A 22,709-nucleotide genomic window follows, 5' to 3' on the forward strand; every position below is an offset into this window, starting at 1 on the left:
AACGCGCCTTTCGTCTCGTCCGTCTCCGTACGGAGACACGACTGAGCAGTCTAGGCGTCCGCCCGGGTGACGGTCGCGCTTTCCCCCCACGAGGTGACGGCTGCTCAGGTCCGCGCGTGCGCGGGGCCCGTCCCGCGGACGGGCTCGGTGTTCCGGCCCGGTCCGCGGGACGGGCCCCGGTACCGCGGTGTCAGACGGCCAGCGACAGGTCGCTCTCCCCGTCCGGGTCCCCCGCCCGGGTGGGTTCCGGTGTCCGCCCCTTGGCGAGCAGCAGCGCGTCCGCCTTGGCGACCGCGTCGTGGATGCCGGTGGTCGCCATCATCACGCACAGCGTGTAGCTGACGTCCGCCAGCTCGCGCGCCGCCGCGGAGCACTCCCTCTCCGCCTGAGCGATCCGCAGCGACGCGTAGCGCGTCAGCAACTCCCTGACGACCTTCGGGTCCGGTTCGAGCACGAAGCGCCCCTCTCTCGATTTTCGCTGCGTATGCCCGGACCGACACAAACCATTCACCCCATGCGTACCCCTACTCGCAATTGACGGAATTCGTGCGCTTCCTGTCCGATCCTGTCCGACTGCCACTTCAGGCAGAGAGGCAACAGGGTGGAAAGGGGGCGGATCGTCCATGCGGCGACGGCAGTCGCCTGCGTTCCGTACGGCGGGTGGGAGGCCCGCGCCTTCTCCCCCGCGGAGGGCGCGGGCCTCGGTCTCGGAGGGTGCGGATCCTCAGTCGCCGAGGGTGCGGGCCAGCTCCGTGGTGGCCCGCGCGATCTCGCTGTCGTCCTCGTCGAGCAGCCGCTTCAGCTCGTCCCGCCGGGCGCGCACGGCCTGGCGTGCGGCGCGCTCCCAGACCACGGGGTTCTCCCGGTGGTTGAGCAGCTTCGGGTAGACGGTGGCCGTGCTCTCCCACTGCCGGGCGTCGGCGATGCTCTTGAGCAAGCGGATGATCTGCGCGCGGCAGTTCACGTGGGGACGCTGCGCCAGCTCCCAGAGGAAGGGGACGGTGGCGGCGGTGGCCTGGTCGACGACGAAGCCGTACTGGCAGATCCGCCTGCGCAGGTCACCGAGGGCGGCGCGGGCGGTCTCGGCGTCGCCCCGGGCGACCTTGTCGAGCAGGCGGGGGATGGCCGCGGCGGAACCGCTGGAGTCGCGGATCTCACCCCAGGGCACGCGGTCCAGCCCGGCGAGGGGTGCGGTGCGGTGCGAACCGGCCGCACCCGACGCGGGTCGGTCGGTGCGCGGGATGCTCGGTCGTGGGGTCGGAGCGCTGCGCATGGTGTGGGGCCCTTCCGCGGCAGTCGGGTCAGGTGAGGGGGCGGGTCGACAGCGTCGCCCAGACGGTCTTGCCCGTCGGGGTCCTCGGGGTCCAGCCCCAGTCCTCGGCCAGGGCGTCGACGATGCGCAGTCCGCGCCCGTGCTCCAGCAGGTCCCGGTCGTCGGACGGGGTGGGGACGGGGGCGCCGTCCCCGGGGTCGGAGACGCTGAGCATCAGGCGCCCGGGCTCCAGGGCGAGCCCCAGTCGGATCTCCGGCTCGCCGTCCGTGGGGGTCGCGGACACGTGCGCCTCGGCGTTGGCGGCGAGTTCGGTGACCACGAGGGCCGCGTCGTCACCGTGGTGGTCGAGGGACCACCGGTGCAGCGTCTCCCGTGTGAAGCGCCGGGCCCGGGCGAAGCCCTCCCGGCTGCAGGTGACGCGCAGCACCTCCGGCGCGGGCCGGGCGAGCGGCGAGCACGGCGTCGCCGCGGTGACGGGGACCGGCCACTCGGCAGGGCGGACGACCTGCCGCGCCCTGCCCGGGAGCGCGCCCGACCGGCTCGCCGCTCCCGTCTCCGGCACGATCTCGCCGGGTGTCCGGAGTGTTCGTTGCGCAGATGACGGCGACACGGAAACTCCCTGATGCGACGTCAGGACCGGGCGCCCGCCGAGGGGTTGACGCCACGGCTATTATCCACGCAGACAGCGCTCGCGTGCAATTGCACGAGAAATTGCGCGAAAAAATCGGCCGGGAGCGCACGGGGCCTACGTGACGCGGTCCGCTCCCCCGAACGGCAAGGAGACTGCGGTGCCATCAGTGCGCAACGGAGTGCGGGCCAGCTCGTTGGACGCCTGCTGGAAGAAGAGCCGGCACAGCAACGCGGAGGGCAACTGCGTCGAGGTCGCCCTCGTGGACGGAGGCATCGCACTGCGCAACTCCCGCGACCCCGACGGCCCCGCGCTCGTCTACACCCCGGCCGAGGTCGCCGCATTCCTGGCCGGCGCGAAGGAGGGCGAGTTCGACCACCTGCTGTGACCCGCGGCCGCGGGGACCCGCCGGTGGTGAAGCGGAGGCGCACTACCCGATTCCGGCCGGCCCATGCCATGGACGGCGACGAGGTGGGATAGTGTTTTCATCAAGTCTGCCGTTCTGCTGGGAGCCAGGATGTCCGCCGCGTCACCTCGCATCTCCCGCCTCGAACCCTATCTGGACCGGACCGAGCCGGCGCCCACCCTGCTGAAGATGCTCGTCGGAGTGCAGCTCGCGGGCTTCCGCGAGGACGCCGGACTCTCCCAGGACCAGGCCGCACGCGAACTGGGGTTCAGCGGGGCCAAGCTGTCGCGCATCGAGTCGGGCAAGGGTCGCAGGCCTCCCACGGAGAAGGACGTCCGTGCCCTGCTGGAGCTCTACGGGACCGACCCCTACGAGGCCTCGGTGCTCTTGAAGCTGCTCCGGCGTGCCGGTGAGCCGGGCTGGTGGCAGCGGTACGACAAGCGCCTGATGCCCGAGTGGTTCGACCGTCTGGTCGGCCTCCAGGAGGCGGCGGCGACGATCCGCACCTTCGAGATCCAGTACGTCCCCGGACTGCTCCAGACGGCGGCGTACACCCGCGCCGTCGTCCAGCGGGGCCTGCCGAGCGCGCCCGCCGGCGAAGTGGAGCGCCGCGTCGAACTGCGGATGCGCCGCGCCCAGTTGCTGACACGGGCGGACGCCCCGCAGCTCTGGGCGATCATCGACGAGTCGGTGCTGTGGCGCGTACTGGGCAGCCGCGACGTCATGCGGGAACAGCTCGGGCACCTGATCAGGATGGCGGAGCTTCCCCATGTGACGCTGCAGATCGTGCCGTTGGACGTGACCAACGCGTCGGCGCCCGCGATCCCGGTGACCTATCTGCGCTTCGGCGGTGCCGACCTGCCCGACGTGGTCTATCTGGAGCACATCAGGAGCGCCAACTTCCTCGAGGACCGCGACGAGACCGAGGAGTACCGGGTCGCGCTGGACCGGCTGGCCGACGAGGCGCTGACCCCGCGCGAGTCGCTGGAGTCCCTGCGCTCGACGATGACGGCGCGCTACCCGGCGCCGTAGACGGGTGCGCGCCCCGACTGGCCGATGCGGCCGAGGCCCCCGAACTCGATCCACTCGTCGGTGAGTTGTCGGGGGGCCACCTCGTTGTCCGGACGCCAGGTGGAGACCTCCACCAGCCCAGGCTCCAGGATCTCCATTCCCTCGAACCAGGCCTCGACGTCCTTGGGTTCGCGCACACGGCCCCAGTTCCCGTGCGTCGCCTCGTTCATGAACTCCGTGACGGACTTGCGCACTTCGGGGTCGTCGCTGACGAGCTGGCACATCACGGCGTAGCTGCCGGGCACGAGCCGCTCGGTCACGCGGCGGACCACGGCAATCGGCCCGTCGGTCTCGCTGTCCGGTATGCAGTGGAAGACCGAGTTGAACAGCACCGCCACCGGCTGGGAGAAGTCGATCAGACGCCGGGTCTCCGGGTGGGAGAAGATCTCCTCGGTCGAGCGCATGTCGGCGTGAATGACGGCGGTGCGGTCGTTCTGGTCGAGCAGGGCCCGGCCGTGGACCAGGACCATCGGGTCGTTGTCGACGTAGACGACGCGCGACTCCGGGTCGACGCGCTGGGCGACCTGGTGCACGTTGTCCTGGGTGGGCAGGCCGGAGCCGTGGTCGAGGAACTGGCGGATGCCGTACTCCTGCGCGAGCGTCCTGACGACGCGCTGCAGGAAGCGCCGATTGTTCAGGGCGAGCCGGCGGGTGCTGGGAACGACCTTGTCGAGTTCCCCGACCGCCGCCCGGTCGGCCGCGTAGTTGTCCTTGCCGCCCAGGTAGTAGTCGTACATACGTGCGGCCGTGGGTATGTTGGCGTCGATCTCCGTGGACAACCGCTTGTCGGCTCGCATCGTTCTCCCAGCTCCGTACCGCGCCACCTGCACCGGCCTGACCGAGGGTACATCCTAGGGACCGGGCGGTCGGATGAACCAGTGCTCTGGCCGAAGGGACGTCAAGAGTGGTATGGCAAGGGTGACTTGGGCGCCCGTCGGGTACTGGACGCGGCACATGGCCGGCCGCGTCGACGGACGGGGAAGGGGGCACCCCGTCCGTGTGGCAGGCTCGCGGCCGGGTCGGGTTCACGTGGAGAGGCGGCGGTATGCGCATCGGACTGCTCGGTACCGGTCCCTGGGCGGACCTGGCGCACGCGCCCGCCCTCGGCGGGCACGACGGCGTGGACTTCGCGGGCGTGTGGGGGCGCCGCCCGGAGGCCGCAGAGGAACTGGCCGCGCGGCACGGCACACGCGCCTACGACGACGTGGACGCCCTCTTCGCCGACGTGGACGCCGTCGCCGTGGCGCTGCCGCCCGCCGTGCAGGGCGAGCTGGCGGTGCGCGCGGCTCGCGCCGGATGCCATCTGCTGCTGGACAAGCCGCTCGCGGCGACGGTCGCGCAGGGGCGGGCGGTGGTCGAGGCGGCGCGAGGGGCCGGTGTCGCCTCCGTCGTCTTCTTCACGACCCGGTTCCAGCCCGCGACTCAGGCGTGGATCACCGGGCAGGCGGGCACGGGGGGCTGGTTCACGGCGCGGGCCCAGTGGCTCGGCGCGGTGTTCACCGGCGACAGCCCCTTCGCGCGCTCGCCGTGGCGTCGGGAGAAGGGCTCCCTGTGGGACGTCGGCCCGCACGCCCTGTCCGTGCTGCTGCCGGTCCTGGGTGACGTACGGCGGGTGGCGGCGGCCGTTCCGGGCCCCGGGGACACCGTGCACCTGGTGCTCGACCACGCCGGCGGTGCGTCCAGCACGCTCACGCTCAGCCTGACGGCGCCGCCCCAGGCGGCGGGTGCCGCGGTGGAGCTGCGGGGCCGGGCCGGGGTGACGCTGATGCCGGAGAGCCCGGAGGGGCCCGTGCCCGCCCTGCGGCGGGCGGTGGACGCGCTCGTGGCCGCGGCGCGCGACGGGCGCCCGCATCCGTGCGACGCCGCGTTCGGACTGCGGGTCACCGAGATCCTGGCCGAGGCGGAGACCCTGCTCGGCGCGGGCGCCGGGTGACGCCGGTCAGGCGTCCGCGTCCGGCGTCCCGAACGGTTCCTCGCTCCACCGGAACCAGGCCCGGTCCCCGTCGATGTGCAGGAGGAACTCGGCCACCGGGCCGTCGGGCGAGGCCAGGGACACACGGGCTCTGATCTCGTCGTAGGCGGCCTCCCACTCCTCCCGGTGCCCCTCGCCGTCCCGCTCGACGAGGGCGAGTTCACGGGCGAACAGGTCCCGTACGGCGGCGTACGCCGGTTTGGGGGTGAACCGTCCGGAGAGCCAGGGGAAGTCCGCGTCCTCGATGACGATCTCCCCGACCTCCGCCTCCGCCCGGTCGCGTACGCGCCAGACCTCGCCCTCGAACCCCACCGTGCCTCCGCCGTCCGTTCCGGTGACCGACCCGCCGGCCAGCATGCCACCCCTCTCCGGCGTGCCGCCCGGCGCGAGGCCGCGTTTCCGGGCGAGGCGCGTTCCCCGGCGTGCGCCGGGCGGCCCGCCGTAGGAGCGTGGTGGTGTGCGAAAGGTGCCCGCCCCGCCGCAGCGCCGTAGTGAGGACCGGCGCGGCTGGCTGCGGGGGGCGCCACCGCCCCGCTGGGTCCGGGCGCTGCCCCCCGTCCTGATCGTGGCCATCTGCGCGGCGACGCTGATCAGCCACGACCCTCTCGACATCGGCTTCCTGCTGGGCGCCATCCCGCCGCTGGCCGTGCTGTCGTACAGCCCGCTGGCGACCGCCCTGCTGGGCGGCGCGGTGGTGGCCCTGCTGAACATCCCGGCCTTCCAGCTCGACCGGCCGGGCAACACCGACCTGCTGACCATCGTCTTCGTCTCCGTGCTCAGCGTGTTCGTGTCCTTCGTGCGCAGCCGCCGCGACGCCCAGCTCGATCTGGAGCGCACGGTCGCCGAGGCCGCCCAGCGCGCCGTCGCGCCCCCGCTGCCCGAGCGGGTCGGGGCCGTCGGCTGTACGGGGCTGTACCGCGCGGCGCAGCGCGGAACGCTGGTCGGGGGCGACTTCTTCGACGTGCGGGAGGGTCCCTTCGGCACCCGGGCCGTGATGGGCGACGTCCAGGGGCACGGCCTGGCCGCCGTCGCGACGGTCGCCTCGCTGCTGGGGGCGTTCCGGGAGGCGGTGCTCGACCAGCCCGAGCTGGTGTCGGTCGCGGCCCGGCTCGATCGCAGGCTGCTGACGGACTCCGCGGACGCGCGGCACGCCGAGCTGTTCGCGACGGCCGCGCTGCTGGAGTTCTCCGCCGACGCCCGGGAGGTGCGCGTCGTCGTCTGCGGCAGCCCGCCGCCCCTTCTGCTGCGCGGCGCGAGCGCCACGGAGCTGAAGGTCTCGCCGTGGACACCGCTCGGGCTCGGACTGGCGGACGCGGGCGCGATCGAGGTGAGCACGTTCTCCCTGCTCCCCGGCGACCGGCTCTTCCTCGCGTCCGACGGTGTGGTCGAGGCCAGGGACGACCGGGGGGCGTTCTATCCGCTGGCCGACCGGCTGGCCGCGTTCGCCGCCGGGGAGTCCGCCGCGCTCGCCGAGCGTGTGTGGGCGGATCTCGTGCGCTTCAGCGCGACCGTGGACGACGACGTCACGATGCTCGTGCTGACCCCTTCGCCGTCGCCCGCGCGCTGAGGTCCTGCTCGTGCCCCTCCGCGTCGATGCGGGGCAGGATCCGGTCGAGCCACCGGGGCGTCCACCAGGCGTGCCGTCCCAGCAGGGTCATCACGGCGGGGACGAGGAGCAGGCGTACGACGGTGGCGTCGATGAGCACGCTGACGGCCAGGCCGAGGCCGAGCATCTTGACCACGATGTTGTCGCTGACGACGAACGCCGCGAAGACGCTCACCATGATCAGGGCCGCGCAGGTGATGACCCGCGCGGTGATCTCCAGCGCGTGGGCCACCGCCCCCTTCGCGTCCCCGGTGCGCAGCCAGGCCTCGTGCACGCGGGAGAGCAGGAAGATCTCGTAGTCCATGCTCAGCCCGAAGATGATCGCGAACATCATCATCGGGACGTAGCTCTCGATGGGCACGGTGCCGGAGACCCCGAGCGCGGGTCCGCCCCAGCCCCACTGGAAGACGGCGACGACGACGCCGTAGGAGGCCGCGATCGACAGCACGTTGAGGACGGCGGCCTTCAGGGCGACCAGCAGGCCGCGGAAAACGGCCAGGATGATCAGGAAGGCCAGGGCGACCACGACGCCGATGATGAGCGCCAGCCTGCTCGCCACGATGTCCCGGAAGTCGACCTGGGCGGCGGTGGTGCCGGTGACGTAGCCCTTGGCGTCCGTGCCGGCGACCGCGTCCGGCAGGGTGCTGTCGACCAGGCGGTTGGTCAGGTCGGTGGTGGCGGCGTCCTGCGGTGACTGCCGGGAGTAGACGGTGGCGAGCAGGACGTCGCCGTCCGGGGTCGGCGTCACGGGCGTCACCGCGGCCGTGCCGGGCACGTCGTCCAGGCCCTTGGTGACCCGGGAGGCGAGGTCCGAGCGCTGCGACTGGGGTACGCCGCTCTGGTCGACGACCACGGTCAGGGGGCCGTTGGAGCCGGGCCCGAACGCGTCGGTCATCAGGTCGTACGCCCGCCGGTCGGTGAAGGAGGTGGGGTCGGCGCCGTCCCCGATGTGGCCGAGCTGGATGGAGAACACGGGGACGGCCAGCACCACGAGCACCGCCACGCCCGCGCTCAGGAAGTGCCACGGTCGCCGTTCCACCCGCCGCGCGTAGCGGTGCCAGGTGCCGTGCGGCTCCGTGCCCGGCTCGGCGTCGGTCTCGGCGACGGGGCGGCGCACCCGCAGGCGGTCGATGTGCCGGCCGACGAGGCCGAGCAGGGCGGGCACGAGGGTCAGCGCGCCGAGGACGGCCGAGACGACCGTCACCGCGGCGGCGATGCCCAGCTTGCCGATGAAGGACACCCCGGAGGCGTACAGGCCCAGCAGGGCGACGATCACCGTGCAGCCGGAGACGAGCACCGCGCGGCCGCTGGTGGCGGTGGCGTGTCCGGCCGCCCGGACGGGGTCGGCGCCGTTCATGAGGTTCTGCCGGTGCCGGGTGATCAGGAACAGGGCGTAGTCGATGCCGACGCCCAGTCCGATCATGGTGGCCAGGGTCGGGGACACGGTGGCGAAGGTGAACGCCGCGGCGAGCAGCCCGAGGCAGGCCAGGCCGCAGATCACCGCGATCAGCGCGGTCACCAGCGGGGCGACGGCGGCGAGGACGCTGCCGAAGCCGACCAGCAGGACGACGATGGCCACGGCGAAGCCGATCAGCTCGCTCACCCGGTCGTCGGCGGCGGGGCGTGCCAGTTCGCCGAGCGGCCCCCCGTACTCGACCTCGGCGCCGGCCGCGCGCAGCGGCCGGACGGAGTCGTCCACCCCGTGCAGGTAGCCGTCGCCGAGTTGGGAGGGCTGGATGTCGAAGCGGACCGTGATGTAGCCGGTGCGGCCGTCCGAGGACAGCGGGCCCACGTTCGGTCCGGACGACGAGCCGGAGGCGGGGGCGGAGGTGAGCGGGTTCTGCGCGGACAGGACGTGCGGCAGCTTCTGGAGGTCGGCCACCGTGGTCGACATCTGCGAGCCGAGCGAGGTCAGCGGCTCGTCGGCGTCGTGGACGACGATCTGGGCGCTGTAGCCGCCGGCCGCGGGGTCGTGCCGCTTCAGGACGTCCAGGCCCTTCTGCGACTGGGCCGAGGGCAGGGCGAAGTCGTCCGAGTACTCGCCGCCGAACGAGCGGTTCACGATCTGGAGGGCCACCAGGGCGACGAGCCAGGCGACCAGGACGACGACACCGTGCCGGGCACACCACTCGCCGCACCGGCGCAGAACGCCCGCCTTGCCCGCGGTCCCCGGTTTCGGGGCGTCGGCACCCATTTTTGACATGCGCCTGCCCTTACTGCCGGGCCGATTCGCTCGATGCGTCTCATTAGACGGCGCGTCGCCGGACGCGGCATGTCAGGGCCGCCGCCCTGCGGATGCGGGGTGTGCTCGGGCATTGAATGGTGTTATCGGGATAGTCGGGACCGATAGCGCAGCATCGGCACCGACGCAGCGATCCGGACCGAGGAGCAGTCACATGTCGACGTCAGAGCCTGATCCCTCCCGGCCGTCCGAAGTCCGCGCGAGCGACGACCGCGCCACTCCGGACGACCGGCTCCACGTCCGCACCGGCACCGAGGTGACCCCTGAGGACCTCGTTCTCGCGGCCGGCCGCGACATCACCCCCAAGAATCTCGAATGGGCCAGGAACAAGCTGGCCGACGAGGGTCCCGCCGCCCTCGACAAGTTGCTGCCCTGACCGAACCGCCGTGAGGGGACCGCCCGGCCGGGCCGGGCGGTCCCCTCACGGCGTCGGGCGCCGCTAGCGCTGCCCGCCGTCCGGCAGCGCCGTCCCGTCCTCCACGACGTGCATGGCGGCCTCCTCGGCGCCGGCGGCACCGCCGTCGATGCCCACGTCCTCGGCGACGGTCTCCTTGGTGGTGTCGGCGCGCACGCCCTCGTCGGGGGCGACCAGGCGCCCGGAGCGTTCGGTGCCCGCCTCGGGGTCGACCGGTTCGCCGTCGCCGTCGGACTTGTCGCCCACGCCGTCGCCGGCCGGGACGGACACGTCGGGGACCTCCTGGGACAGCCGTTCGTCGAGGGTCTCGCCGTCGTGCTGCTCGGCGGCCGTGGTGCCGTGCTTGGTCACGCCGAGGGGCTTCTCCGGCGGCGAGTAGCCCTCGTCGAGCGTGTCGTCGTAGTCCCGCTCGTCGACGGCGTCCTGAAGGTCGAGGGGCGCGGCGTCCTCCTGCTCCTCATTGCTCCCGGTGGGCTGGTAGGCGTCGTCGGCCATCGGGTCCGTGCCCATCGCTGCCTCCTTGCGCTGCGTCGGCTCGGTGGTCTCGTGTGCGGTTCGCGTTTCCCGATCCGCGATCTCTAACCCGGTGACGCGACCCGGATGTCCAGGTCGTCCACGCGGTGGGGGCTCCACGTGCGGGCGTACGCGGGCGGGGTACCGCCCGGGCCGGTGACGGCGGCGACGGGGATGCGGCGGGCGGTGTCCAGGATCTCCGCGGCCGTGGTGTTCCCGTTGTTGCCGCCGATCGCCCCGGAGGAGCAGCCGGCGTAGTAGCCGATCGGGATGGCCTCGTGCCCGGTGACCAGGCAGGGCGGGCGGACGCCCAGCCGGTGCAGGGCGTCGGCTGCGCGGGCCCACTCCTCGCGGCCCGCGGCGGTGCGGTCCACCAGGTACACGAGGACGACGAGCTGCACCGCCAGGTGTCCGGCCAGCCCCAGGGCGACGAGCGGCGCGCCCACCCGCCGCCACCCGCCGTCCGGCCTGCGGGCCAGGTGCCACAGCGCGTCGGCGACGGGGACGGCCAGCAGGGCGTAGGCGGGCTGGAGGAAGCGGGGCGCCGCGTATCCGATCATGAACAGGTACGGCAGGGCGGCCGTGGCGGCGCAGGCCAGCGGGACGAGCGTGCGCGCGGTGCGCCGGGCCCGGACCGCGACGGCCAGCGCGACGAGCGCGAGGACCGGCAGCAGGAACCACCACAGGGTGACCACCAGGGGCGGCATCGACCCGGTGCAGGGCCGGCACAGGGCGCGTCCGCCCAGGCTGCGGAGCTGGTCGTCGACGGCGATCTGCAGGCCGAGCCCGCCCTGGACGCGGGACGCCTCCTCCAGCCTCGCGCCGAGGCCGCCGTACCAGGCGTACGCCTCGATCACCCACTCCCCTCCCCCGGCGACGAGGCCGCCCGCGAGGGCGAGCAGCATCCGTCCGTGCCGGCGCGCCACGGCGAGGACCAGCAGGGGCAGGGTCACCCAGACGGCGTCGGTGGGCCGCACCCAGGCCATGAGCGCGACGCCGGCCACCACGCCCCACAGCGCCGCACGGCCGGACCGGTCCCGGCGGGCCCGCAGGAAGCAGCCGACGCAGATCAGGGCCCCGATGGCGACCCAGTAGTTGGGCATGGCCTGGGGGCCGTAGAAGAGGGTCACCCACAGGGTGGCGAAGAAGGCGCCCGCCGTGGTGAGGACACGGACCGGGAACAGGCCCCGCCAGGCCCGCATGCCCAGGTAGAGGCCGGCGCCGGAGAGCACGGCCAGATAGACGCGCAGCAGCGCGGTGGAGGAGGACCAGGAGGCGACGGGCGCCACCAGCAGGGAGACGCCGCGCGAGCGCGGGGCGCTGAAGAAGGCGGCCGGGTGGTGGGTGGCGACCTGGCTGACGTAGACCGTCTCGTCCCAGCCGAGGGCGAGTCCGGGGCGTACGAGGACCAGTTGGGCGAGGGTGAAGACGGCGGCCACCGCGGCGAACGGCAAGGCACCGCGCCGGCGCCCGGGGGTGCCGGGTCCCGGCGCCGTGCCGTGCCGGCGCCCGCCGGCGAGTGTGGTGTGCGCGCCGTCGGCCATGGTGCCCCTCATCCCCGCCGTGCGCGGGGCCGCTCGAACCTCGCCCCTGCCGCGGTCGGCAGAAGTCCGGCAAACCGGATGACAAGGGCAAGGTATCCGTCAGCGGGCGTTGGGGCTGCGATGCGGGGGCTGTTCGGGCGTCGGACGCCACTTATGGGCGGGGATGGCGCGGGTGACGGGGCCGTCGCCGTTCATGAACACCGGGCGGCCGTGGTGGTGGATCGTGATCGGGTCACCCATCAGCAGGGTGTACGTCGCCTTGTCGGCGTCGATGTCGACGCTCAGGCACCGGCCTCGGAACTGGAGCCGGAAGGCGAGCCGGCTGAACTTCTCGGGCAGCCGCGGCGTGAAGCGCAGGCTCTCGCCGTCGCGGCGGGTGCCGCCGAACCCGGCGACCAGCGCCATCCACGTCCCGGCCAGCGAGGCGATGTGGAGCCCGTCGCGGGTGTTGTGCTCCAGGTCCGCCAGGTCCATCAGGGCCGCCTCGGAGGCGTAGTCGTAGGCGAGACGGAGATGTCCGGTCTGCGCGGCGACCACGGCCTGGCAGCAGGCGGACAGGGAGGAGTCCCGCACGGTCAGCGGCTCGTAGTAGGCGAAGTTGCGGGCGATCTGCTCCTCGTCGCAGTGCTCGTCGAACCAGCTTCCGCAGGTGTACATGGCGAGGACCAGGTCGGACTGTTTGATCACCTGCTTGCGGTAGAGGTCGAAGTAGGGGAAGTGCAGCATCAGCGGGTACTGGTCGGCGCCGGTGGAGGCGAAGTCCCAGCGCTGGTGGCGGGTGAAGCCGGCGTGCTGCTCGTGGACGCGCAGTTCGTCGTTGTAGGGGATGTACACGGCCTCGGCGGCGTCCCGCCAGGTGGCGCTCTCCTCGTCGTCCACGCCGAGCCGGGCCGCCTGGTCGGGGTGGCGTTCGCAGGCGTCGGCGGCGGTGAGGAGGTTGGAGCGCGCCATGAGGTTCGTGTACACGTTGTCGTCGGTGATGGCGCTGTACTCGTCCGGACCGGTGACGCCGTCGATGTGGAAGACGCCGTGGTGGTCGTGGTGGCCGAGGGAGCGCCACAGCCGGGCGGTCTCCACCAGCAGCTCCAGGCCCGTGTCGCGTTCGAAGTCGGCGTCGCCGGTCGCCGCCACGTACCGCACCACGGCGTGCGCGATGTCGGCGGCCACGTGGAAGGCGGCGGTGCCGGCCGGCCAGTACGCGGAGCCCTCCGAGCCGTCGATGGTCCGCCAGGGGAACGCGGCCCCGGCCAGCCCGAGCTGCGCGGCGCGGTCCCGGGCCGCGGGCAGGGTCTCGCAGCGCCAGCGCAGCGCCTCGGCGACGGCCTTCGGCTCGGTGTAGGTCAGCACGGGCAGCACGAACATCTCGGTGTCCCAGAAGGCGTGGCCGTCGTACCCGGAACCGGTCAGTCCCTTGGCCGGGATCGCCCGCTGCTCGGCGCGGGCGCCGGCCTGCAGCACATGGAACAGGGCGAAGCGGACGGCCTGCTGGATCTCCTCGTCGCCGTGCACCTCGACGTCGGCGCGGGCCCAGAAGTCGTCGAGGTACGCCTGCTGTTCGGCGACCAGCCCCTTCCAGCCCTGCTGCGCCGCGGCGGCCAGCGCGGCCTCGACCTGGTCGCTCATCGCCGGCCGGGAACGGACGCTGGACCAGCCGTGGGCGACCGTCTTCTGCACGCACAGCCGCTGTCCCGGCTCCAGGGCGGAGGTGATGGTCAGGCGGGCCACGTCCACGTTGCTCTCGCTGCTGGTGGTGGTCTGCTCGGGGCCCTCCACCACGTGGTCGGCGGCGACGGCGACGCGCAGTCCGCTGCGGCGGGTGCGGTGGACCAGACGCAGCCGGGGGCCGAGCGCCAGGTCCTCCTCGGGCTCCAGCGGGGACTTGAGCGCCTTGGCCGTCCGCGGGTCGCCGTCCGGGCCGGGCAGGCTCTCGTTGGTCACCAGCTCGGACTGGATGACCACGCGGATGCGGCTGTCGACGGGCTCCACCTCGTACTCGACGGCGGCGATGGCCCGCTGGGTGAGGGAGACCAGGCGGGTGGAGCGCACCCGGACGGTCTTGCCCGCCGGGGAGGTCCACTCGCAGAAGCGTTCGAGAACACCGCGCCGCAGGTCCAGGGTGCGCTCGTGCTTGACGAGCCGCCCGTAGCGCAGGTCGAACGGCTCGTCGTCCACGAGCAGGCGCACCAGCTTGCCGTTGGTGACGTTGATGACGGTCTGCCCGGCCTCCGGGTAGCCGTAGCCGGCCTCGGCGTACGGCAGCGGGTGGAGTTCGTACACGCCGTTGAGGTAGCTGCCCGGCAGGCCGTGCGGTTCGCCCTCGTCGAGGTTGCCGCGCCAGCCGACGTGTCCGTTGGACAGGGCGAAGACGGACTCGCTCTGGGCGAGGAGGTCGAGGTTCAGCGCGGTCTCGCGCACCGACCAGGGCTCGACGGCGTAGGTCCGGTTGATGATCACGCGTGGCTCTCCAGTTCGGCGAGGTCCTTGACGACGCGGTCCGCGCCGTGGGCGTACAGGGCGTCGGTCTGGCCGACGCGGTCGACGCCGACGACGTAGCCGAAGCGGCCGGAACGGCCGGCGTCCATGCCGGCGAGGGCGTCCTCGAAGACGGCGGCCCGGGACGGCTCGACGCCGAGGTCGCGGGCGGCGGCGAGGAAGGTGTCGGGACGCGGTTTGCCGGGCAGTTTCCGCTCCCGCGCCACGACCCCGTCGATCCGTACGTCGAACAGGCGCTCGGCGTCGATGGAGCGCAGCACGTCCACCGTGTTGGCGCTGGAGGAGACGATCGCGGTGGCGAGGCCCGCGGCGCGGACGGCGTCGATGTAGCGCAGCGTGCCCTCGTACGCCTCGACGCCCTCGGTACGGATCTTCTCCAGGACCAGCCGGTTCTTGCGGTTGCCGACGCCGTTGACCGTCGGGGCGTCGGGCGGGTCGCCGGGATCGCCCTCGGGCAGTTCGATGCCGCGCGAGGCGAGGAAGGTGCGCACGCCGTCCGCCCGGGGGCGGCCGTCGACGTACTCGTCGTAGTCGGAGTCGGTGAAGGGCCGGAAGTCCGCGCCGTCCCGCTCGCGCAGGAAGGCGTCGAACGTCTCCTTCCAGGCGGCGGCGTGCACCACCGCCGTCCGGGTGACGACCCCGTCGAGGTCGAAGAGGCAGGCCTGGATGCCGTCGGGAAGTCCGAGCTGCGTCGTCATACCCGTCACAGTTCCCCGGCGGGCCGGATCCCATCGGGTGGGACGTGCCACAAAACGCCCCGGACCGGGGCGGGGCGGGCCGGGTGACACACTCGGGGTGTGCCGCTGACTTTCGACGACCTCCTCCTCCGGGCCCGTTCCCTGCCGCGGGACGGGCGGCGCGCGATCCTCGGCATCGCCGGAAGCCCGGGCGCCGGCAAGTCGACGCTCGCCGAGGCGCTGGTGCGGGAGCTGAACGGGACGGGCGGGGCGTGGGCCGCGCACGTCCCCATGGACGGTTTCCACCTCGCCGACGCCGAGCTGGAACGGCTCGGCCGCCGGGACCGCAAGGGCGCGCCGGACACCTTCGACGCGGCCGGGTACGCGGCACTGCTGCGCCGGCTGCGCGAGGAGGGGGACGGCGACACGGTCTACGCGCCGGGGTTCGAACGGGTGCTGGAGCAGCCGCTCGCCGGGGCGCTCCCGGTGCCGCCCGAGGCGCGGCTGGTCGTGACGGAGGGCAACTACCTGCTGCTGGACAACGGGCGCCTGGGCGCGGGTGCGGTCGTGCCTGGACGAGGTGTGGTTCTGCGAGGTGCCCGAGGAGGAGCGGGTGCGCCGGCTGGTCGCGCGGCACGAGGAGTTCGGCAAGTCCCACGAGGACGCGGTGGCGTGGGTGCTCCGCACGGACCAGCGCAACGCCGACCTGGTCGCCGCGACCGGCCGGCACGCCGACCTCGTCGTGCCGGAGGCGGCGGTACGGGGGGCGGGCGGGGCGGGGGTGGGCTCGGGTACGGATACGGGCTCGGGTACCGGTTCGGGCTTGGTTCACTGAACTCGGTCGCGGCAAGCGGGGCTTGGGGGTCTCGGGGCGCCGGTGGGGATGCCCTGAGGGCGCGCGTCCGGGGCCGCACGCCGGGTGCGCGGTCTGCCGGGGCGGGGCCGGCTCGGCGCCGGGTGGCACAGCGGCAGGGCCAGGCGGCCGGGCGCCGCGATGGCCTCCGGCCGCCCCCGTCGGCCACTCGGCCGGGGTCCGCCGCTACGCGCCCCGCCGGGACGCCGCCTGCGGGAACCCTTCGGCGCTGACGTGCCGCATCACGCCGCTCGCCACGCGGTAGCGGCCGTTGGGTACGTCGTCGGACCTGCCGACGTGCACCGTCAGCGGGCCGGCCCACTCGTAGCCGCGGCGCTCGGCGTGCCGGGCCAGGCTGTCGGTGAGCACCTGGCCCACCCGGCCCCCACGGCGCGCCAGTTCCTCGTGCACGACGCCGGCGAGTTCGACGTCGTAGGCGTTGGGGACCATGACCCGGCCCTCGGCGCAGATCACGGCCTTGCTGTCGCACTCACTGCGCAGGGCGTCCAGGATCTCGACGGGCTCCTTGTCGAGTACCCGCGCCCACAGCGCTTCCCATCCGTTCTCCAGGGCCTTCTCCAGAGCGCTGATGGCGCCCATGCGTTGTCACCTGCCGGTGGTATCGGGGTCGGATGCCGTGGGGGCGCGCGGTCGGCGCGCGGTTACGGCGCGGTCATTCCTCGTCGTAGTCGTCGGGGCGTACGTGGGCCTCCTCCAGGGCCTCGCGCATGGTCCGGCCGGTGCCGCCGGGCGGGCGGGGTGTCTCCTCGGCACGCTGGTCGAGGACGTCGTCGGTGGTGTCGGTCTTCGGCCGGTTCTCTTCCGGGACGGTCATGACGGGGACTCCTCGTCGACGGTGTCGGGTGCTTCAGGGGCGCGGGTTCCCGTCCGGCGCGGTGCTATCCCCGGCGGTCCGGTGGGCGTCGGGGCGTCCCGGGTTCGCGCCCGGGCGGTGGCGGCCGGTGGGCTATGTTGACCTTCGTGGGAGACAAGGGAGGCGCACCCGTGCCATCGCCGCAGCAGGCACGCGCGCAGGCATCGGCGATCAGCTCCGGACGGGCGGCGGTCCCGGAGGCGGAGTTCTCCCCCACGTCCCGGCTCAGGACGCTGTTCGACCGGCCCCGCCTCTCCCCCGGCCAGCGGCGCATCGCCCAGTACCTGATCGAGCACCTCACGGAGGCCGCGTTCCTCTCCATCACCGACCTCGCCGAGCGCGTCGGGGTCAGCCAGCCGTCGGTGACGCGGTTCGCTTCGGCGGTCGGCTTCAGCGGCTACCCGGCGCTGCGGGAGCGGCTCCAGTCCATCGCGCTGGGCGGGCGCGGCGGCACGCCGGCGGAGGAGAGCGGCAACGAACTGCAGGCGGCGGTGGACGCCGAGATCGAGAACCTGGAGAACCTGCGGCGTGACTTCGCCGACCCGGGACCGGTCGTCGAGGTCGGCCGGAAGCTCGCCGCGTCGACGCCCCTGACCGTGCTCGGGCTGCGGATCTCCGTCTCGCTCGCCGAGTACTTCGCCTACGCCGCCCGCCGGGTCCACCCCGACGTGCGCCTGGTGACCCGCGGCGGCAGCGTCGCCTACGACGCGCTGCTGCAGTCCCGCGAGGCGGGCGGGACGTGGGTGCTGGCCTTCTCGCTGCCGCGGCACGCCCAGGAGACCCTGGGCGCCGTGCGGGTGGCGCGCGGAGCGGGGCTGAAGGTCGCGCTGATCACCGACCTGGCGCTCGGCCCGATCGCGGACGAGGCCGACGTCACCTTCGCCACGGGCACCGGGTCGCGGCTGGTCTTCGACTCGTACGCGGCGCCGGGCGTGATGTGCGCGGCGCTGCTCCAGGCCATGACCGACGCGGATCCCGAGCGGACCCAGGCGCGGCTGGAGGAGTACGAGCAGATCGCCGAGCAGCACCAGTTCTTCCTGCGGGACTGAGGGCGGCGCCGGGGCGTTCGGGGCTGTCCCGACAAGCGGACATGAATGTTTTCATACGTCTTGCCAAGCGGATGGCATATATAAATACTGCTCACGGATCGCGGCCCGGACAACGCCCGGAACCGCGTCCGCCTCCGCGCGAACGGTCCTGGCTGCCGGACCCTGCCCGCTCCGGCGCCCCGGGCCGTTCGGTCGGGCGCCGCCTCCGCGAGCGCCCGTGGCGGCCCCGGCCAATTCCCCTGGGCCGGGGCCGCCCCGCACCTGTCGCCCCACCCCCGACGACGCCGCACCCCCGGAAGCGATGATCATGCACCTGACGACCACGCGCATCAGCCCGGACTGGCCGTGCCAGGTCAAGACGCCCGGCAGTTACGACTGGGAACGCTCGGCGGCCAAGTGGCTGCGGGAGCTGGTGCCGGCCCGCTACGCCGGCTACCCGGCGCTGATCCGGCACCCCGTACTGCTGGCCCGGCACGCGCAGATCCAGGTGCAGCAGGAGATCCGCGTGGCCCGCACCGCACTCCAGACCGCCCGCGCCGACCTGCCCCGGCTCGGCCTCCCCGAGTCGGTCATCGAACACACGATCAAGCTGTACGCCGCGGAGATCGGCCAGCTCCAGCACATCGCACGCAGCGTCCGCGCGGTGACGGAGGCCCTGACCGAGCGGGGAACGGCGGGACGGCAGCCGTAGCCCCGGCCGGGCGGGGCGGGCCCGGTCGCGCACCCGCCGGGCCGGACGGTGCAGGGCGCTGTACGCCACTGCCGAGCGCCCCTGGACCAGGACGCGGAAGTCGAGGGGCCGTCGCGGGCTGGGCTGTGCAGGGGCCCCGGCGAGCGTGGGTTCCGACCGCGCGGGACAGGGGCGGTGCCCCGGGCCGACGCACGGCACATCACTGCGTGCGCGCCCAAGCAGCCTGCCCACCAGCCCCCTCCCGCCCCGGCATGCCCCCGCCGCGCAGCAGCGTCCTCGGCCGACGCGGGACACGGCGACCGGGGGCGAGCAGTCCCACAGCCCCGCCGAGGCACGCGGCGGGTCATCACCGCGTGCACGCCCGAGCGGTCTGCCGACCAGACCCTCGCCCCGGCATGCGCCAAGCCTCGCAGCGGCGTCCCTGTCCGGTGCGCGCCACGGCGACCGAGGGCGAGCGGTCCGGCAGACCTGCGAGGCACGCAGCGCTCGCCCCGGCGTGTGCGCCCGGCCGCGCAGCGGTCCTCGACGCCCTGCCGGCCCGGCGAAACAATCAAGTGGCGACGACCTGCCGTCGAAGCCCGGTGTATGTGCCATGCTCGACGCGTGACGAGCGAGCACGCCACGCCGACGGAATCCGGCGCCGCGCCCGACCTGGGCACTCTGGCCGAAGTCGTCGCCAGGCAGCGTGCCGAGTTGGACCGGCTGCGCGACCTGGCCACGGCGTCTGCCGTCGTGGAGCGGGCCAAGGGCGCCGTGATGGCCCTCACCGGCGGCACCGCCGAGGACGCCCACGAGACGCTGGTCCGGCGCGCGAAGGCGGAGCGGCGCACGCTGCTGGAGGAGTGCCGGCGCACGCTCGGCGCCCTCACGCCGCCGCCCGCCGCGGCACCCGCTTCGCACGCCCTGGGCGCCATGCCCGTACCGCCCGCACCGGACCTCTCCGGCGACGCCGCTCTCGCCGGCCTCACCGATGCCCTGGCCGGCGCGGGCACGCCGCGGGACCTCGCCCGGTGTCTGCTGGAGCGGCTCGCGCCCGGCGTCGCCGCGGACGCCGTACTGCTCTACGCCCCGCTGCCCTCGGGCGGCCTCGAACTGGTGGGCCACGCCGGCCTCGGCGACGCGGCGGCCGCTCGGTGGCGGGAGGTGCCGCCGCTGAGCGGGACCCCGGCGCTGGACGCCCTGCGCACCGGTGAGCCGCGCTGGCTGGACTGCCCCGGGCACGACGACGGGCCCGATCCGCTCGGCGCCGGTCCGCGGGGACGCCGGCGTTCCCGGGCCTGGCTGCCGGTGCCGACCGGCCTCTGCCTCGGGGTGCGGCGCCGCGACGGCGCCCCCTTCCCGCCCGACGCCAGGGAACACCTGCGCGCCGTCGCCCGCCTGTGCGCCGGGTGGCTGACCACGCCCGGTCCCCGGCGCCCGCCCGCCGGGGACGGTGCCGCCGAGGCCGTACGACGGGTCTTCGACGCCCTGCCCGGCGCGGCCGTGCTGCTCACCCCCGTGCGCGCGCCCTCGGGAGAGGTACGGGACCTGCGGATCGAGGCCGCGACGGCGCAGGCGTCGCTGTTCACCGGCGGCCGGACCACCGACCCGGTCGGCCGGCGGCTCCTGGAGTGCGTACCGTCGGCCTGTGCCGGGCCGGTGCTGCGGGCGTGCCTGCGTACGCTGACGACCGGGGAGCCGAGCGAGGGCGAGCCGTTCCCGCTGCGCGAGCCGGCGGACGAAGCCGCGGAGCCGGTCACGCACCGGCTGCGGGTGGCACCGCTGGACGACGCGCTCGTGCTGTCCTGGGTCCGCGAAGACCCCTCCGACCGCCAGGAGCAGCGGCTGGCCGACGTGCAGCGGCTCGGCAACCTCGGCTGGGCGAACTGGGACCTGGTCACCGACGAGGCCACCTGGTCCGCCCAGGTCTTCGCCATCTTCGGCCGGGACCCCGCGCACGGCCCCGTCCCGCTGACCGGACTGCCCGCCCTCGCCGTGCCCGACGACGCGCCCGCGCTGACCCGTGCCGTGGGTGAGCTGACCGGCGAGGGGCGGCCCTGCGACGTCCCGTTCCGGGCCAGGACACCCGGCGGGGTCCGGCATCTGCGGATCGTGGCCGAGGCGGCGACGGACGGCCGGGGCACCCCCGTGGAGGTGCACGGCTTCGTCCAGGACGTGACCGCCCGGCGCCGCGCCGAACTGGCGCTGCTGGAGAGCGAGCGGGCGATGCTGACCCAGCACGACGTGCTGCTGGCCGAGCGGACACTGGCCGCCCGGCTCCAGGACGCGCTGCTCCCCCTGCCCCGCGGACCCGTGCGGCCGGCCGGGCTGCGGGTCGAGGTCGCCTATCTTCCCGCGCAGGCCGGCGTGCAGGTCGGCGGTGACTGGTTCAGCGCCATAGAACTGCCCGACGGGGACGCCCTGTTCGTCGTCGGCGACGTCGCCGGGCACGGGGTGGACGCCGTCGCCACGATGGCCCAGCTCCGCTTCACCGCCAAGGGCATGGTCGTCACCGGTTCCTCCCTGACCGGCGCGCTCGCCCGCCTCAACACGCTGCTGCTGCACTCCCGCGGCGCCCACGGCACGGCGAGCATGGTGCTGGCCCGCTACTCGGCCGCGCGGCGCCGGCTGGTGTGGGCGCAGGCCGGTCATCTGCCGCCGCTGCTGCTGCGCGACGGCACGGCCCGCTTCCTCGACCGGCCGAAGGGCATACTCCTCGGGGCCGGCACCGCCCCGGTGTACGAGGAGGCGGAGTGCCTCATGGAGCCGGGCGACCGCCTCATCCTCTACACGGACGGTCTGGTCGAGCGGCCCCCCGAGGGCATCGACCGGGGCCTGGACCGGCTGGCGGCGGCCGCCGCGGCCCACCACGCCAGGGAGGCGGGCACGCTGGAGCCGCTGCTGGCCTCGCTGCTGCCGGCCGCCGAACTGCGCGACGACGTCTGCGTCCTCGACATACGCGTGCCCGACGCCGCGGCGCACCGGCCCTAGCCGCCCGGGTCACTCCACCGGGTGGCCGGCCTCGATGGTGCGGGCGTCGGCGAGCCGCAGCAGCGGCCCGCCGGGCTTGTCGCGCCCGCCCCACTCCACGGGGTCGAGGACGTGACCGACGTGGTCGCCGCCGGGCACCCGCGCCACGACCCGGCCGACGAACCACGCCTCGGCGTCCTCCAGGAGGACCGTCCCGCCGTACCCGTGTCGCCAGCGGACACGCGCGAACTTGTCCACCTCGTCGCCGGTCTCACCGCCGAACACCTCGGCCGCCGCGCACTGGTCTCGGGCGAGCAGATGGACGGCGAGGTACTCGGCGGCCCCGGCGACCCGGAAGGTCCGGTTGACCTCGGACAGCCACACGACGAACCGCACCGGGTCCATGGAGCACTGGGAGGAGAACCCGACCAGGCAGCCCGCCCGCTCCCCGCCCGCGGCGGCCGTCACCACGCACATGTCCGGGTCGAGCCGGCCGAGAAACACGTCCATGACGGACATGCTAGGACCCGGCGGCCGGTCCGTCAGATCTCGAGCAGGCGGTGCAGGGCCCGTTTCATCGCCTCCACGAACGCGTCCCGGCGCCGCTCGTCGAGGGCGTCCAGCGACAGGTACGGGTTGAGGTCCTCCAGCTCGACCAGCAGCAGCGCGCCGTCGGGGGCGCGGCAGGCGTCGACGCGCTGGATGCCGTGCTCGATGCCGTTCCACTCGACGAAGCGGTGGGCGAACTCGAGGTCGTCCGCGGTGGGTTCGTACGGCTCCAGGTCCCAGCGGCGGTCGGGGTGGGGCGCGTGGAGGGCGTACTGGAAGTCGTGGTCGACGAAGTAGAAGGACACCTCGTAGGCGAAGTCGATGCGCGGCTGGACGAGGACGTCGCCGCTCCCGGCTCGCACCGCCTCCTGGATCCGGTCGGCGGGGACGAACCGCAGGCCCACCGAGTCGGCGCCCAGCTTCGGCTTGACGACGTACTCCGCGGCCGCGGGCAGCCGGTCGAGGTGCTCCGGCCGGTCGACCGTGGGTATGACGGGGTGCCCGGCCGCCGTCAGGTCGAGCAGGTACTGCTTGCCGGCCATGTCCGCCCGGCCGGTGAGCTGGCTGTAGACCCGGGTCCCGGACCGCGTCGCGCGCTCGCGGAAGGCGTCGTAGGCGGCCCGGTACCCCAGCACCGGGCCGCTGTTGCGGACGACGACGGCGTCGAAGGCGTCCATCAGCGCGGCGGCGTCGCGCGGGTGGCACAGGGCCAGGTCGAAGTCCTCGCGCAGCCGGGAGGTGAGGAAGATGTCCTCGTCGCAGTAGCGCCGCCCGCGAGCCGGGTAGGCGAGGTCGGTGACGTAGAGGACACGGGAACGGGCGGACGGCATCGGGAGCTCCTCGGGACGACGGCAGGCGATCGTATGCGATCGGTGCCGCCCCGCGGGCCGTCGACGGGCTTTCC

At 73.9% G+C, this 22,709-nt stretch carries 22 protein-coding genes and 1 pseudogene; 9 read left to right on the plus strand and 14 right to left on the minus strand.

Translation table 11 applies throughout. From position 1 onward, the window contains the following. Positions 1-190 precede the first annotated feature (190 nt). The 3 genes from ACH499_RS07690 to ACH499_RS07700 form a co-directional block, all read right to left on the minus strand. A complete protein-coding gene (locus ACH499_RS07690) occupies positions 191-454 on the minus strand; it encodes a DUF5133 domain-containing protein (RefSeq protein WP_356203584.1) in 264 nt (87 codons plus the stop codon). Positions 455-724: 270 nt separating this feature from the next. Continuing rightward, positions 725-1,273, minus strand: coding sequence for a hypothetical protein (locus tag ACH499_RS07695; protein WP_399014267.1), 549 nt, complete (start codon positions 1,271-1,273; stop codon positions 725-727). A gap of 28 nt (positions 1,274-1,301) precedes the next feature. Next, positions 1,302-1,883 carry an ATP-binding protein gene (locus tag ACH499_RS07700; RefSeq protein ID WP_399014268.1) on the minus strand — a complete coding sequence of 194 codons (582 nt, stop codon included), beginning with the start codon at positions 1,881-1,883 and terminating at the stop codon, positions 1,302-1,304. Between the two features lie 178 nt (positions 1,884-2,061). Between ACH499_RS07700 and ACH499_RS07705 the strand changes: the two genes are divergently transcribed. Further along, the gene (locus ACH499_RS07705) at positions 2,062-2,289 is read left to right on the plus strand and encodes a DUF397 domain-containing protein (RefSeq protein WP_356203590.1); all 228 of its coding nucleotides are present in this window, start codon (positions 2,062-2,064) and stop codon (positions 2,287-2,289) included. A 129-nt stretch (positions 2,290-2,418) separates the two neighbouring features. Continuing rightward, a complete protein-coding gene (locus ACH499_RS07710; RefSeq protein ID WP_356203592.1) occupies positions 2,419-3,339 on the plus strand; it encodes a helix-turn-helix transcriptional regulator in 921 nt (306 codons plus the stop codon). Here the strand turns inward: ACH499_RS07710 and ACH499_RS07715 are convergent. Continuing rightward, a complete protein-coding gene (locus tag ACH499_RS07715; protein WP_356203594.1) occupies positions 3,324-4,175 on the minus strand; it encodes an SAM-dependent methyltransferase in 852 nt (283 codons plus the stop codon). The genes ACH499_RS07710 and ACH499_RS07715 overlap by 16 nt on opposite strands. 248 nt (positions 4,176-4,423) lie before the next feature. Between ACH499_RS07715 and ACH499_RS07720 the strand changes: the two genes are divergently transcribed. Then, entirely contained in the window at positions 4,424-5,311 is an 888-nt protein-coding gene (locus ACH499_RS07720) for a Gfo/Idh/MocA family protein (protein WP_399014270.1), read from the plus strand. A 6-nt stretch (positions 5,312-5,317) separates the two neighbouring features. Here the strand turns inward: ACH499_RS07720 and ACH499_RS07725 are convergent, their stop codons facing one another. Beyond that, positions 5,318-5,662, minus strand: coding sequence for a hypothetical protein (locus ACH499_RS07725; RefSeq protein WP_399014328.1), 345 nt, complete (start codon positions 5,660-5,662; stop codon positions 5,318-5,320). A 145-nt stretch (positions 5,663-5,807) separates the two neighbouring features. Here ACH499_RS07725 and ACH499_RS07730 point away from each other — a divergent pair, with 145 nt between their 5' ends. Next, positions 5,808-6,917, plus strand: a complete 1,110-nt coding sequence (locus ACH499_RS07730) for a PP2C family protein-serine/threonine phosphatase (protein ID WP_399014271.1) — start codon at positions 5,808-5,810, stop codon at positions 6,915-6,917. Here the strand turns inward: ACH499_RS07730 and ACH499_RS07735 are convergent. After that, positions 6,874-9,159, minus strand: coding sequence for an MMPL family transporter (locus tag ACH499_RS07735; RefSeq protein ID WP_399014272.1), 2,286 nt, complete (start codon positions 9,157-9,159; stop codon positions 6,874-6,876). The genes ACH499_RS07730 and ACH499_RS07735 overlap by 44 nt on opposite strands. Before the next feature lie 193 nt (positions 9,160-9,352). Between ACH499_RS07735 and ACH499_RS07740 the strand changes: the two genes are divergently transcribed. Next, positions 9,353-9,574, plus strand: coding sequence for a hypothetical protein (locus tag ACH499_RS07740; protein ID WP_356203601.1), 222 nt, complete (start codon positions 9,353-9,355; stop codon positions 9,572-9,574). Between the two features lie 63 nt (positions 9,575-9,637). Here ACH499_RS07740 and ACH499_RS07745 read toward each other — a convergent pair whose 3' ends face one another. From ACH499_RS07745 to ACH499_RS07760, 4 genes are all read right to left on the minus strand, one after another. After that, entirely contained in the window at positions 9,638-10,123 is a 486-nt protein-coding gene (locus tag ACH499_RS07745; protein WP_356203602.1) for a DUF5709 domain-containing protein, read from the minus strand. 68 nt (positions 10,124-10,191) lie between these two features. After that, positions 10,192-11,670: a hypothetical protein gene (locus tag ACH499_RS07750; protein WP_399014273.1), complete on the minus strand. Its 1,479-nt coding sequence runs from the start codon at positions 11,668-11,670 to the stop codon at positions 10,192-10,194. Between the two features lie 99 nt (positions 11,671-11,769). Next, entirely contained in the window at positions 11,770-14,124 is a 2,355-nt protein-coding gene (locus tag ACH499_RS07755; protein WP_399014274.1) for a glycoside hydrolase family 65 protein, read from the minus strand. Then, complete coding sequence (locus ACH499_RS07760; protein WP_356203607.1) at positions 14,121-14,861, minus strand: beta-phosphoglucomutase family hydrolase; 741 nt, start codon at positions 14,859-14,861, stop codon at positions 14,121-14,123. Before ACH499_RS07760 ends, ACH499_RS07755 begins: the two co-directional genes overlap by 4 nt. Before the next feature lie 99 nt (positions 14,862-14,960). Between ACH499_RS07760 and ACH499_RS07765 the strand changes: the two are divergent. Beyond that, positions 14,961-15,675: pseudogene (locus ACH499_RS07765) on the plus strand (nucleoside/nucleotide kinase family protein). Between the two features lie 204 nt (positions 15,676-15,879). Here the strand turns inward: ACH499_RS07765 and ACH499_RS07770 are convergent. Together ACH499_RS07770 and ACH499_RS07775 are read right to left on the minus strand one after the other, a co-directional pair. After that, positions 15,880-16,293, minus strand: coding sequence for a DUF3662 domain-containing protein (locus ACH499_RS07770; RefSeq protein WP_356203611.1), 414 nt, complete (start codon positions 16,291-16,293; stop codon positions 15,880-15,882). Between the two features lie 73 nt (positions 16,294-16,366). Then, positions 16,367-16,528 (minus strand): hypothetical protein, encoded by a 162-nt coding sequence (locus ACH499_RS07775; protein ID WP_356203612.1) that lies wholly within the window; start codon positions 16,526-16,528, stop codon positions 16,367-16,369. A 170-nt stretch (positions 16,529-16,698) separates the two neighbouring features. Between ACH499_RS07775 and ACH499_RS07780 the strand changes: the two genes are divergently transcribed. The 3 genes from ACH499_RS07780 to ACH499_RS07790 all read left to right on the plus strand — a co-directional run bounded on the left by ACH499_RS07780 (position 16,699) and on the right by ACH499_RS07790 (position 21,277). After that, on the plus strand, positions 16,699-17,616 hold the full coding sequence (locus tag ACH499_RS07780; protein ID WP_399014275.1) for a MurR/RpiR family transcriptional regulator: 918 nt from the start codon (positions 16,699-16,701) through the stop codon (positions 17,614-17,616). A 301-nt stretch (positions 17,617-17,917) separates the two neighbouring features. Next, complete coding sequence (locus ACH499_RS07785; RefSeq protein WP_356203615.1) at positions 17,918-18,307, plus strand: hypothetical protein; 390 nt, start codon at positions 17,918-17,920, stop codon at positions 18,305-18,307. A gap of 585 nt (positions 18,308-18,892) precedes the next feature. Then, positions 18,893-21,277 carry a SpoIIE family protein phosphatase gene (locus ACH499_RS07790; protein WP_399014277.1) on the plus strand — a complete coding sequence of 795 codons (2,385 nt, stop codon included), beginning with the start codon at positions 18,893-18,895 and terminating at the stop codon, positions 21,275-21,277. 9 nt (positions 21,278-21,286) lie between these two features. Here the strand turns inward: ACH499_RS07790 and ACH499_RS07795 are convergent, their stop codons facing one another. Both ACH499_RS07795 and ACH499_RS07800 read right to left on the minus strand, forming a co-directional pair. After that, positions 21,287-21,775 carry a flavin reductase family protein gene (locus ACH499_RS07795; protein WP_356203619.1) on the minus strand — a complete coding sequence of 163 codons (489 nt, stop codon included), beginning with the start codon at positions 21,773-21,775 and terminating at the stop codon, positions 21,287-21,289. A 23-nt stretch (positions 21,776-21,798) separates the two neighbouring features. Then, positions 21,799-22,635 carry a hypothetical protein gene (locus ACH499_RS07800; RefSeq protein ID WP_356203621.1) on the minus strand — a complete coding sequence of 279 codons (837 nt, stop codon included), beginning with the start codon at positions 22,633-22,635 and terminating at the stop codon, positions 21,799-21,801. Positions 22,636-22,709 lie beyond the last annotated feature (74 nt).

The sequence above is a fragment of the Streptomyces sp. NPDC018947 genome (assembly GCF_044390505.1).
Classification (GTDB): Bacteria; Actinomycetota; Actinomycetes; order Streptomycetales; family Streptomycetaceae; genus Streptomyces.